9 protein-coding genes are annotated in these 12,662 nt (G+C 41.7%); 2 read left to right on the forward strand and 7 right to left on the reverse strand.

All coding sequences use genetic code 11. The annotated features are described in order from the left end of the window. Positions 1-99: 99 nt before the first annotated feature. Positions 100-2,835, reverse strand: coding sequence for a M16 family metallopeptidase (locus H589_RS0111865; RefSeq protein WP_245577134.1), 2,736 nt, complete (start codon positions 2,833-2,835; stop codon positions 100-102). A 550-nt stretch (positions 2,836-3,385) separates the two neighbouring features. On the opposite strand from H589_RS0111865, the gene H589_RS0111870 reads away from it, so the two are divergent. Then, positions 3,386-4,036, forward strand: coding sequence for a succinate dehydrogenase/fumarate reductase transmembrane subunit (locus H589_RS0111870; RefSeq protein ID WP_027722215.1), 651 nt, complete (start codon positions 3,386-3,388; stop codon positions 4,034-4,036). Between the two features lie 129 nt (positions 4,037-4,165). Here H589_RS0111870 and H589_RS0111875 read toward each other — a convergent pair whose 3' ends face one another. From H589_RS0111875 to coaE, 6 genes are all read right to left on the reverse strand, one after another. Then, the gene (locus H589_RS0111875; protein WP_027722216.1) at positions 4,166-4,336 is read right to left on the reverse strand and encodes a helix-turn-helix domain-containing protein; all 171 of its coding nucleotides are present in this window, start codon (positions 4,334-4,336) and stop codon (positions 4,166-4,168) included. 221 nt (positions 4,337-4,557) lie between these two features. After that, positions 4,558-7,179 carry an ATP-dependent chaperone ClpB gene (gene clpB / locus H589_RS0111880; protein ID WP_027722217.1) on the reverse strand — a complete coding sequence of 874 codons (2,622 nt, stop codon included), beginning with the start codon at positions 7,177-7,179 and terminating at the stop codon, positions 4,558-4,560. A gap of 370 nt (positions 7,180-7,549) precedes the next feature. After that, on the reverse strand, positions 7,550-7,864 hold the full coding sequence (locus H589_RS0111885) for a chaperone modulator CbpM (protein ID WP_027722218.1): 315 nt from the start codon (positions 7,862-7,864) through the stop codon (positions 7,550-7,552). A 14-nt stretch (positions 7,865-7,878) separates the two neighbouring features. Then, a complete protein-coding gene (locus H589_RS0111890) occupies positions 7,879-8,868 on the reverse strand; it encodes a DnaJ C-terminal domain-containing protein (protein WP_027722219.1) in 990 nt (329 codons plus the stop codon). A 196-nt stretch (positions 8,869-9,064) separates the two neighbouring features. Then, positions 9,065-9,796, reverse strand: a complete 732-nt coding sequence (locus H589_RS0111895; RefSeq protein WP_027722220.1) for a rhomboid family intramembrane serine protease — start codon at positions 9,794-9,796, stop codon at positions 9,065-9,067. Between the two features lie 349 nt (positions 9,797-10,145). Beyond that, positions 10,146-11,798: a dephospho-CoA kinase gene (gene coaE, locus H589_RS0111900; RefSeq protein WP_035076003.1), complete on the reverse strand. Its 1,653-nt coding sequence runs from the start codon at positions 11,796-11,798 to the stop codon at positions 10,146-10,148. A 198-nt stretch (positions 11,799-11,996) separates the two neighbouring features. Between coaE and upp the strand changes: the two genes are divergently transcribed. Further along, the gene (gene upp / locus H589_RS0111905) at positions 11,997-12,623 is read left to right on the forward strand and encodes a uracil phosphoribosyltransferase (RefSeq protein ID WP_027722222.1); all 627 of its coding nucleotides are present in this window, start codon (positions 11,997-11,999) and stop codon (positions 12,621-12,623) included. Positions 12,624-12,662 lie beyond the last annotated feature (39 nt).

Consider the following 12,662-nt stretch of genomic DNA (forward strand, 5'->3'; position numbering starts at 1 on the left):
AAAATGAGGCAGGTGATTTTTTAATTTTATCCGTTGTTCTGAAAAGTTCATCTGATGTATAAAAACGGCCCGCTAAGCAGAGCTTAGCGGGCCGTTTAATTAAGGCGTAACAGTCAAAGTATATTTATCTTCCCAGTTGATGTATTTATTAATCAGTTCTCGAACCTGAGAAGCATCCATCTTACTGGCCTTATCAATAATTTTGATATCAAGGTCAGGCTCAAATCCTTTGACCATGAGGCTTGCTGATTCACGGCTTCGTGCTAGTAAGCTTTGATGGTCCTGATAATATTCACCACTAAGAATATTCCTTGCTCTGCTGAGTTCGTCTTCAGGAAGATCTTTTTCCTTAAGCATTTTCACGGTGTTTTCAAATCCGGTCATCGCCTGATCAAGCTGTTCCGGCTTAGTACCTATGTAGAAGGCCATAAATCCGGTTTTGGGTGCTTGCCAGAGAAAAGCTGTTACTGTGTAGCCCAGTCCCTGCTTATCTCGCAGGTCACGGAACAGGAGTCCGCTTTGTCCGGCAAGAGCAGCTCGCAGTAGGGAAAGTCCAGCTGTAGCTTTCTGGTCTTCCATTCCCGGAACAGGGAAGATCACCATCAGGTGAGCCTGATTACGGTCAGGAAGTTCAAGTTTTAGGTCTTTATTTTCCCCCCAGATAGAAGTTGGAATATCAAGAGATTTGTTTTTGAGTACCAGTTTACTGTCCAGCTCTTTAGCAAATTTAGCAATAGCATCGTGGTCATAATCACCACATACTGCTATAACGAATGGACGCGTAGATTGCTTTGCCCAATAGCTCTGGATATCCTTTGTGGTGAATTTTTCAACACCTTCAGGATTACCAAGGTGGAAATACGAATAGCTTCCACTTTTATAAAGAAACGGGAACATATTTCTAAATGCAAGACTTAGTGGGCGATCTTCTTTTCGCTTAATAGCTGAGACCTGATCCTGTTTAGCTCTATCCAGCTCTTCTATTGCAAACCTTGGCTCAGTAATAATCTCGTTAATCAACGGTAGCATGTCCGCAGTGAAACGTGATGGGAATTTTGAATTTATTGAAAAAACCTCACGCCCAGCAGATGCCCCGATAGATGCTGCCCGGTCAGAAACATAATCTTCAAGTTCTGTTGCGTTTAAAGATTTTGTTCCGCGTGTCAGGTTTTGTGAAGTCAAAGCTGCAAGACCTTGTTCAGAGGCTGGAAGGTCTGCATCGCCACCTACCCAGTACATTGAAATAGCCGTGTAGGGGAGAGTTTCATCAGGAATAAAAACAAGGCGACTACCATTACCAAGCTCGATAGTTGCAGCTTCTCCTGGACCTGAAACCTTGTTTATACCGGTAGTTTTTTTCTTCGAAGGCCAGTTTTTAGCTATTGCGTTTTCAAAAGTTTTTGAGTCTGCCTTTGTGCCTTCAGGCAGAAGCATGCACGCAGCCAGTTTCTCGGGAGTAAAGTATTCATTATAAAGTTTTTGGAGTTGCTGGCGCGAAATATTTCTCACGTCGTAGAGGTAATTCTCTTCAGCTTCCTGGCCGCCTTCAAAGAATTGAAAATAACCCAGTTTGGATGCAAGTCCTGAAAGAGTCTCTTTAGTCAGAAAAAGTGAATCTTCAAGATTTAATGATACTCTGTCCATTTCACGGTCAGTAAAGTCATTAAAATCAATACTTGAAAGTTCAGCTATAAGCTCTTTCCAGAATTCATCAACCTTATCGGCATCAAGTGTGGCAAAAATATAAAGCATGCCTGCGCGTTCAAGGGTTAATGAGGAAACAGAAATACTGTCGACCATGCGCTTATCATATTTAAATTTGCGGTACAGACGTGATGTTTCACCACCTCCGAGGAGTTCACAAAGCATCTCAAGCCCGGCAGTTTTAGCTGAGCTTAGTCCTGGGATAGGGAATGCCGCACCAATGTAAGCCTTATTCCATTTTCCGGGAATAATTTTTACGGTTGGATTCTCTGCTGCAGGAGTACTGAAAGCCATTGGAGGAACTACAGGCTCTTTGGAAGTTATTGAGCCGCAAAGTCTTTCAGCTTCTTTAACAACTTCTTCAGGGTTGATTTTACCGACCACGCTTAAAAGCATGGACTGTGGCTGATACAGACGGTCTACGTATGTATGAATATCTTCAGATGAAATATTTTTTACAGTGTCTCGGTATCCAATAATAGGCCACTGGTAGCTTGTATCTTTCCAGACAATAGATTGCAGGGTTTTGAATATTCTGCTTCCTGGATTATCTTCGCCGCGTTCAAGTTCTGACAGTACTACTTCCTTTTCAGAAGTAAGCTCATCCGGTGCAATGGCAGCATTGAAAGTCATATCTGTGACAATATCCATACCGAGTTTCCATTCTTTTTCAGGAACTTCAACATAGTATACTGTGTAATCAAAACTTGTGGCTGCATTCATCTCACCGCCGACCGACTCTATTTCACGTGCCGTCTTGCCGGGGCCTCTTGTTGTCGTTCCTTTGAAGACCATGTGCTCAAGAAGATGGCTGATTCCCGCTTTAGACGGATCTTCATAGGATGAACCTGCATGAACGAAAAGACGTACATTAACAAGTGGGAAACGGTTGTCTTCTTTAATAAGAAGAGACATACCATTTTTAAGCTTAATTACGTGCGGACCTTCTCCAGATGCCAGTGCATTTGAAATTTCTTTGCTCAATTCAGCATCAGCAAGCTTCTGATCAGCTTTGGACGTGCCGGAAACTTGCTCTGTTTTTGGAGCATTTTTACCTGCTTCATTTAAAACTGCAGGGACATCCTTTTTCCCGTTGGAAACAACCTGTTCGATCTTACACCCGGAGCTCATTAGCAGTACTCCAAGTATAAAAAATAAAGTGAATAGCTTTTCAAATCTCAGTCCTTTTGAGGCTGAACCAGCCTTAATTTTTTGTTGTGGGACCATGTCTTTTAAACTCCAGTATGTCAATGCGGTTTCAAATGGAATTTTACATTATTATATATTGTAAATCACAATATATTGTGATGACTGGAAATATATGTAATCACCCCAAGGTTTCAGGTCAATGTTTGGATAATTTATATTTATTGCATTGTCATATGGCATGTTTGTAAATTAATCATACGAATGGTCGTTGAAACTAAGTTGTTTCTTTAAGATTGTGTTCATTTTAAGAAATGAGCAGTTGGAATTGTCTGGAATATACTGAGTAAGATGAATTTTGATTGATTTTTTGCGTAAAACGTAAAACTAGATAAAATTTCATAAAAAAACAGTTGGTTAGTATCTATTGAATTTCTTTAAGTTGATTGACAAAACAGTTCTCGAGGGACATTATCGCTGCTCTAAAAATACCAGTTGCGGGGTATATTTATTTAATAATTAAACGGAGGTGCTGATGTCTTCCAAATCTACTTATACTCCTGTCCGTAGCGGCAAGAGTGATGCAATTCTGGATTGGCTCCAGATGTTTTCAGGTGTGGCTCTTATCATTTTTGTATTTATGCATATGAGTCTTGTCTCAAGTGTAATTTTCAGTCCTGATATTATGGACAACATTGCGGCTACCTATGAAAAAAATTATATGGCCCAGATAGGTGGGCCGCTCTTATTTCTGCTTTTTCTTTTTCATTTTTATCTTGCTGCGCGTAAAATTCCATTTAGACTTGAAGGTCAGAAAACAATTTGGAAACATGCCAAGATGCTTAAACATAGGGACACATGGCTCTGGGTTGTTCAGGTTGTTTCTGCCATGCTCATTCTTGTAATGGGGGCCATTCACATGTGGTCTGTACTTAGTGATCTTCCTATCAGTGCTGCACGTTCTGCTGAACGTATTCAGTCAGGACCATGGATTTACTTCTATCTTGTACTTGCCCCTCTAGTTGTACTCCATGTTGTGGCTGGTCTTTACCGTATTGCTGTTAAATGGGGATTTGTAAAAGCTTATCAGCGTGGCAGACTAAACAAGTTTGCTACAGGGCTTGCGCTGTTTTTTATCTGTATCGGTTTGGCAACACTAGTAAGATTCATGACAATGAGTGCATAAGCTTACGTTGCAATTCAAAGCGTTGACTTCTTTGAGGTATTCTATACCTGCTAAAGTTTGTAAAAAGTCGACAACTTATTTTAAGTTGTCGGCTTTTTTGAAAGATAGGAATTAACTTTAGTTAAAATTCTAGCAAGGTTCGTAGTAACATCTTTTGGGACTATGGACTTTACCTTCTTTTTTTAAGACCTGAATAGCTTTTGATACATCTTTTGATTCAACTCCAATGACTTTAGCTACATCACCTGGGCGAACTGGTTTTCCTGCATCCTGCATTGCTTTGAGTACTTTATCCTGCATAATTATCTCCTTTTGTTTTATAATTGATAACTATTACTATTAAGTTAATAGCAGTCTGTCAAGTTTTTAAATTTTTAAGGAGTAAGCAGTCAGCTTAAAAATCCTGCTCGCAAAGCATGAAAGACTATTTATTTTTGACAGTGCATAATACAAGCTCTTAAAAATAAAAGTTAGGAGGAGAAAAATGGAAAATTTTCTCCTCCTAAATCTAAAAGCAAATCTTAACTATTTTTAAAAACAAGACCTAGATCATTTGCATCTATTTTAATGGTCTGATCTTCGCAAAGCTGTCCACCTATAATTTGCTTAGCGAGTGGTGTTTCTACATGTGTCTGCAGATAGCGGCGCAGTGGTCTTGCCCCGTAAACAGGATCGTAGGAAGCGTGGGCAATGAAAGCTTTTGCTTTGTCTGTTACTTCCAATCCCATCTTTTGTTCTTCCAGACGTTTACGTAGTCCTGAAAGTTGCAGGTCCACGATCAACTTGAGGTCTGATTCCAAAAGCGGTTTGAATAGTACTGTTTCGTCAACACGGTTCAGGAATTCCGGCCTGAAATGTCCACGCAGTACATTCATTACTCCTTCCTGCACTCCGTTTTTGAATTCTCCGGTAGGCTCAATTCCTTCAAGCATAAGTTGTGAGCCGAGATTGGAGGTCATGATTATAATGGTGTTTTTGCAATCCACTGTGCGCCCCTGTGAATCCGTAATACGTCCATCATCAAGGATTTGCAGCAGCACATTAAATACATCACTATGTGCTTTTTCAATTTCATCAAAAAGCACTACAGAATATGGTTTACGACGAATAGCTTCGGTAAGCTGTCCACCCTCGTCATATCCAATATAGCCCGGAGGAGCTCCGATCAGACGTGCTACAGCATGTTTCTCCATATATTCTGACATATCCATTCGGATAATATTCTCTTCACTGTCAAAGAGTGATTCTGCAAGGGCCTTACAAAGTTCCGTCTTACCAACCCCTGTGGGACCGAGGAATATAAAAGAGCCAATCGGCCGTGACGGATCTTTGAGCCCTGCACGAGCACGCAGCACAGCTTCGGATACAGCTCGTACCGCATCGTCCTGACCGATAACTCGCGCATGAAGTATATCTCCAAGGCGCAGTAATTTCTCGCGTTCACCTTCAATAAGTCTTGTGACCGGTATTCCTGTCCAGCGGGAAATAATACCGGCAATGTCATCTGGGCCTACAAATTCTTTCAGTAGACGATTTGCGCCTTGAGCGCTGCCTTCTTCATTCCCTTCTATATCATCACCGATTTCTTTCAGCTGTTTTTCAAGGGCCAGCAGGGTAGAGTATTTCAGTTCTGCTGCACGGTTGTAATCAAGATTTCTTTCAGCTTTTTCTATATCTATCTTGGTTTTTTCAATTTGAGCCTTGATATTACGTACAGTATCAATTGATCCTTTTTCTTTTTCCCATTGCTCAACCAGTTCAGACTGCTTGATCTTCATCTCCGTGAGGTTATCTTCCAGTTTAGAAAGACGGTCACGTGATCCTTGATCTTCTTCTCGGCGCAAAGCTTCGCGTTCGATCTCACTCTGCAGAATCTGACGATTAATTTTATCAAGCTCATAGGGCTGGGAATCAATTTCAGTCCTGATCATTGCTGCAGCTTCGTCAATCAGGTCAATTGCTTTATCAGGCAACTGGCGGTCAGTTATGTAGCGCTGCGAAAGAGTAGCCGCTTCAACCAGTGCTGAATCACTGATTCGTACACCGTGGTGAACTTCAAATCTTTCACGTAGTCCGCGCAGAATGGATATAGTATCCTCGACTGTTGGTTCTTCAACCATAATAGTCTGGAATCTTCTTTCCAGTGCAGGGTCCTTTTCAATATATTTACGATACTCATCAGTGGTAGTTGCGCCTATGCAGTGCAGTTCACCACGAGCCAGCATTGGTTTGAGTAAGTTTCCGGCATCCATTGCACCATCAGTTTTGCCTGCTCCGACAATGGTATGTATTTCATCAATGAAGATGATTATACGCCCGTCAGACTCCTGAACTTCTTTTAATACAGCTTTTAAACGTTCCTCAAACTCGCCGCGGTATTTAGCTCCGGCAATCAGAGATCCCATATCCAGCATGAATACGGTTTTATCTTTAAGACCTTCAGGTACATCCTGTTTGACAATGCGCTGTGCAAGGCCTTCAATGATGGCTGTTTTACCAACACCTGCTTCACCTATCAGGATAGGGTTGTTTTTAGTTCTGCGGGAAAGAATTCTGACTACACGGCGGATTTCTGAATCACGGCCTATTACCGGATCGAGTTTACCTTTGCGTGCTTCTTCAACAAGATCACGACCATATTTTTTGAGAGCATCATAAGTTGCTTCAGGATTGTCAGTGGTAACTCTCTGATTTCCGCGAATAGTGGTCATGGCTTCCAGAACTTTGTCTTTGGTCAGGCCAAAAGATTTATTTACTCGTCCTGCACCTGTTGAGCCATGCTCATCCATGATAGCAAGAAACAGGTGCTCAACACTTATGAACTCATCCTGCATACGCTGTGCAGCCTGTTCAGCTTCAACCATTATGCGGTTGAGTCGTTGGGTTACAAAAACCTGTCCAGGCTGAGCACCGGGACCGCTGACACTGGGAAGTTTAGATATTTCTTTCTGAATAGCAGCTTTGTATGATGAAGGTTCAATTCCACTTTTTTGCAGAATTTTTGAAACAATACCGTTTTCCTGATCCACAAGGGAGAGGAGAAGGTGCTCAACTTCAATTTGTTGCTGACCATTTTGAATGGCTAAAGACTGGGCCGCAGCAATTGCGTCGTTAGTTTTTTGGGTGAATTTATTCGGATCCATAAAGAGTCTCCTTTTTATTATAGTTGACTCGCATTAAAGATTCAAAACTCACTTCAGGCTTATAACCTGATAGAATCCGGACGCACTCGTATTGCTTTTCAAAGAAGGAATGTATCCCTCCAGTTGAAGTTTTCCGGCATTATAGGCAGGAGTCTGAATCCTGTTTGTGTTTCGCAAGTCATTTTTTTATTGTGTTACACTTTCAGGATAGATCTAAAAGTAGATTATCCGGTTTCCAGAGAACCTTTTTTTTAAAAGCCGGTTCTCTGGAATTTATGCAAAAATTAAAGAATCTTAGCATTATATTTACTCATGAGTGCGTGGAAAATTAGTTTCTTGCTCTCAGAGTGACCGGAAGCATATGTGTAAACTAGATAAGCTTACGCATTTCTTCTATGCGGCTTTCAAGCCTTTCAACACGTTCCAGCAGATCCACAATGATGGAGCCGCCTGTCGTTGTTATTTCAAGATCCTTGCAGAGTCTTGACAGTTTGTTCAGGCGATAAAGATCGCGTGTTTCAAAAAGGTAATGCCCGTCACCTGTGGTTGCAGGTTTTACCCATTCCATGCTGATAAGTTCCAGTACAGCTGTTTCCTCAAGTCCGGTCATTTCAATAACTTGAGTAATGACCAGACGTTTAGAACTGCTGGGAGGTTGCGCCTCGGCTCTTTTTTCCATGTCCATAGCGTTTTACTCCCTTAAAATGATCTTGGGTTGAAGTCTGCTTTTTCAGCTATTTCTGCCCAGAGTTCCTTCATTTCATCTGATTCTGCTTTGGGAGCCTGAATCATAATGCGAATGAACTGATCTCCTTTTTTAGCACCGGCTCCTAAACCACGGCCTTTAACGCGCAGTTTTTTACCACTTCCAAGTCCAGCTGGAATGTTCATTTCGATCATTCCATCAAGTGTGGGAAGTTGTATTTTGGCACCAAGAGCTGCTTCCCACGGAGCCATGGGAAGGTCGAGAATAACATTATTCTCTTCAACCTTAAAATGTTTGTGCGGCGCAATTCTGATTTTCATATACAGGTCACCGCGCGGTCCGTCCTGTGGTCCGGGGGAGCCCTGACCTGCCAGACGTATTTTCTGTCCGTCTTTGATTCCGGCCGGGATATTCACATCCAGAGTTTTGGACTGTACCATGGGGTGACCACCGGGGCCGGTTGTCTTTTCCTGAACAGTAACTGATTTTGAGCCGCCTTTGTACGCTTCTTCCAAAGTCAACTGCAAAGTTGTTTCAGAGTCTGCACCCTTACGCGGGCGCTGCTGAAATCCGCCACCGCCAAAACCTTGTGCTCCTCCAAAACCGCCACCGCCGAAGCTTGCTCCGCCACCACCGAAAATGGTTTCAAAGAAGTCGCTAAAATCACCGCCACCGAAACCCTGAGCTCCGCCAAAACCGCCACCGCCGAAGTTCATATTCTCATAGCCCGGAGGCGGACGGAAATTCTGTCCATGTTCCCAGTCTGCACCAAACTGGTCATACATTTTCCGCTTTTCTTCGTCCTTAAGGACTTCGTAAGCTTCATTGATCTCTTTAAACTTTGTTTCCGCTTCCGAATTATCCGGATTAAGGTCGGGATGATGCTTTCTAGCCAGTTTTTTGAAAGCTTTGGCAATCTCATCTTTGGTTGCGGAGCGGGATACTCCCAGAAGTTTATAGTAGTCCTTATATTTAACACTCATCTCAATATTTCTCCTTAGTTGATTGGGCAACTCTAATTAGAATATCGCCACCATACCAAAATATATCGATATGCCGGCAAGTCAAGCGTAATAATTGAATTATGGGTTAGGATAACTGAATTGAATCTATTCTGAAACAGTCGGAAATGTAGAATTCACCTATACTGAAGCGGGGAATTTAGAGTATATAAAAAAATTAAAAATCTTCCGGTAATTCATAATCTTTCTTTTCCGGTACATAGCAATACACGCAGCGCGTTTTTAATACAAAAAAGCGGATCATGATCATTCCTGCTATAAATCCACCTATGTGTGCAGCCCATGCGATTTTTTGTGTAGTTTCAGCAAAGTGATCTGATATGCCCGAAATTAGTTGTAAAGCAAACCATAATCCAAGAAATAAAGCAGCCGGGATTCGTAAAAATATAGGGATAATAATGATAGGGAAAAGCGTAAGCACTTTTGCGTGTGGGTAGAGCATAAGGTAGGCTCCCATTATTCCGGCTACTGCTCCTGAAGCTCCAATGACCGGAGCACTGGCCGTTGGATCAAGAAGCATTTGGACTCCGATGGCGATTAAGCCGCATGCCAAATAGAATATAATAAATCGCCAATGCCCCATTGCATCTTCTATGTTATCGGCAAATATCCAGAGCATCCACATATTGATGATAATGTGCAGCCAGCTGCTGTGCAGAAACATGTATGTGAAAAGTGGCATGGTTCCGTTTTCAGGGTAACCTGCTGCCACAGCCCATTCCGGGTTAAGGAAACGGGCAGGTACAACTCCTAGTAAATGAAAAAGTGCCAGTCTTGCTTGAGGGGTAAGGAGCAGTTCGAAAATAAAAACTGCAATATTAATCAGTATTATTCCTCGAAGTACATACGGGATTATGAGGCATGGTACATTGTCGCGGATTGGGAACATTTCTTATCCAGTTGTAACAAGTCTGTTTAAGGGAGGATTGTCTGTTTTTATTTTAACAGAAAAGATTACTGATCTCTATCTACAGAAGATATAAAAAATCCCCGCCGCATAAGCGGCGGGGAAATGACGAGATTGAGTTGGTAGGTAAACTAGGGTCACTCACTCCCTAAACGCATAACCTGTTACCGAAGGCGGGGTTGGACCTATCGTAGAATTCTCTTATGTAAAATGGGCATTTGCCCTAACAATTAATATATGTTCATTCTTCCGTATACAGTCCTGACCATCGCCTCAAGTCTTACTACTAAAGTAAGGTCTGTGCTATGTAAGTCAATACTCATAGTAGTCACTATTGATCACTTTGCGGAGTAAAAAGTTCAGCTAGAAATTTTTTAAAAATGATTTCTTTATTGTTACGGATCTTTGCGAGCTGATCCATAGCATTGGATGTTTCTGATTTTAAATTGTCCAAGTCTGAATTATTTTCGATTACAGTTGTGCAACAATCCATTTTAGATTTTTCATCCCATTGCCATGAATCAAATACAGCCAGTATTTCAGGATCAAGATTACGTTTTTCACGTAATTCTCCTGTGCGTTTTTCAGTAGGGCATCTTACTCCGATAACTGCATCAACTATTTTTTTAGAATGCCACCCGGCTTCAAGTAATAGAGGTACTTCCGCAACAGCAAAAGGTGCTGCAGCATTTTCTTTAAAAAATTCTTCAGCTTCATGCTGCACAATTGGATGAATAATATTCATAATTTCACGACGCAGTGGCTCGTCATCTCGCATGGTCGCGAAAAGTTTAGTCTTGCTTATGTCACCTGAATCGGAATCGACAAATCTGTTACCAAATCTTTGACAAATCATTTCCCATCCAGCGCTTCCCTTTGAGTAAGAATTAGCTACTGATTTATCGGCGCAAAAAACAGGAACTCCATTTTTTTTAAGTATATCAAGAACTGCTGATTTTCCACTGCATGGCATACCTATCAGTCCGACTCGTTGCACAGATCGGTTTAATTCTTCAAGCAGATCGGTGAAATCCTTTGGTGGAGTTTTGGTGAAACTTAAATTTTCATCTGATTCAGGATGATTGAATGAAAGATTGTAGGCATGAAGCATTTGTCTTTCAGCCATATCTGCAAGGGGCTTACCTTTATTGATCCATTGGTGGTGGTGCTGTGCTCCGTATACCTGATCACCAACCAGTGGATTTCCGAGATGAGCCATATGAACTCTGATCTGGTGCGTACGGCCTGTATAAATTTTTACTTTTAATAAACTTGCACGTTCAGCAGGATCAGACCAGAGAACTTCGTAACTGGATCTTGCCGGGCGTCCGCCTTTATGCACTATTGCCATTTTAGTTTTGTGGATAGGGTGTCTGCCGATAGGTTCATCTATTTCGCCAAAATCATTGGGCAGTGTACCGTGTACGATCGCGAGATACGCTTTATCTACTTCACGATCGGCGAAAGCTGCAGACATGGTAAGACGATCGTGCTCGTTTAGTGCTACAGCAATGAGTCCTGATGTAAATTTATCCAGACGGTGAATAATTCCAGGACGCCATTCATCCATATCTTTGATTTCTGGAAAATGATGAATCAAGCGGTGGACTAATGTATCTGTAGGACAACTTGGGGCTGGGTGCGTAGTCAGTCCGGCCGGTTTGTTTATTATGACAATACGTCCGTCATTAAATAAAATTTCAAGCGGGCTGTCATCAGGGATAAGAGAAGTTGTTTCGCATTCTCCTTTGATTGATAAGGTTTCATTTCCAATCAGTTTCTGATTAGGCTTTTTACAGACCTTACCGTCTATCTCGGCTAATCCTGCTTTAATCCAGTCTTTAATTTTTCCGCGCGAGACTCCTTCATTTTCAAGAGCGGTTCCCCAGAATTTGTCCAGTCTTACGTTTCGGTCGGAAGGAGTAGCTTCTTTTTGCCAGATTAGTTTATTTTCAATTTCTGAAATATTATCGGTGTCGTGCATGTTATTTATTCCATATCTTGGTTATATGAGTGTTCAGTTATATTTTGTTTTTTTAAAATATCAGTAAAAACATATACTTGTGTTTTAGTTGGTGAATAATTTAAAAAGTTCTTGACCATCATGCCTTGTATCATATAAAAATATGAAGTTTTGACTTTGCAGAATTATAACAAATAACATGAGATCAAGGAGGCCACCGTGGCGGTACATGTGGTAGACCATCCATTGGTAAGACACAAGCTCGGCATTCTCCGTGAAGACGGTATCAGCACCAGCCGTTTTCGCGCACTCGCTCAGGAAATATCCAGACTCCTCACTTATGAGGCAACTAAAGACCTTATCACCGAACCTAAAACTATCAAAGGCTGGGCCGGAGAAGTTGAAGTTGAGGAGATTAAAGGTAAAAAAATTACCGTTGTTCCTATTCTCAGAGCTGGACTCGGAATGATGGACGGTGTCCTTGACATGGTTCCAGGTGCTCGCGTCAGTGTTGTAGGTTTTTACCGCAACGAAGAAACTTTGCAGCCTGTAGAATATTACGTCAAGCTTGCAAAGAACATTGATGAACGTATTGCACTCATTCTTGACCCTATGCTCGCAACTGGTGGAACCCTGCTTGCTACAATCGAACTCCTTAAGAAGGCCGGATGTACTAATATTAAAGGGTTGTTTCTTGTTGCTGCTCCTGAGGGGATTGAAAAAATTGTTAAGGCTCATCCTGATGTTGATATTTATGTAGCATCAATTGATGAAAAACTTAACGACGTCGGATACATTCTTCCCGGTCTAGGAGACGCGGGTGATAAGATATTCGGCACTAAGTAAAATATACTTTTCAGGCACCAAACGGTGCCTTTTTTTTGG

It is taken from the genome of Maridesulfovibrio zosterae DSM 11974 (genome assembly GCF_000425265.1).
Classification (GTDB): domain Bacteria; phylum Desulfobacterota; class Desulfovibrionia; order Desulfovibrionales; family Desulfovibrionaceae; genus Maridesulfovibrio; species Maridesulfovibrio zosterae.

Coding starts and splice junctions, on each gene's coding strand:
- H589_RS0111865 (WP_245577134.1), bottom strand. CDS start 2,835: ATGAGCTCCGGGTGTAAGATCGAACAGGTTGTTTCCAACGGGAAAAAG.
- H589_RS0111870 (WP_027722215.1), top strand. CDS start 3,386: ATGTCTTCCAAATCTACTTATACTCCTGTCCGTAGCGGCAAGAGTGAT.
- H589_RS0111875 (WP_027722216.1), bottom strand. CDS start 4,336: ATGCAGGATAAAGTACTCAAAGCAATGCAGGATGCAGGAAAACCAGTT.
- clpB (WP_027722217.1), bottom strand. CDS start 7,179: ATGGATCCGAATAAATTCACCCAAAAAACTAACGACGCAATTGCTGCG.
- H589_RS0111885 (WP_027722218.1), bottom strand. CDS start 7,864: ATGGACATGGAAAAAAGAGCCGAGGCGCAACCTCCCAGCAGTTCTAAA.
- H589_RS0111890 (WP_027722219.1), bottom strand. CDS start 8,868: ATGAGTGTTAAATATAAGGACTACTATAAACTTCTGGGAGTATCCCGC.
- H589_RS0111895 (WP_027722220.1), bottom strand. CDS start 9,796: ATGTTCCCAATCCGCGACAATGTACCATGCCTCATAATCCCGTATGTA.
- coaE (WP_035076003.1), bottom strand. CDS start 11,798: ATGCACGACACCGATAATATTTCAGAAATTGAAAATAAACTAATCTGG.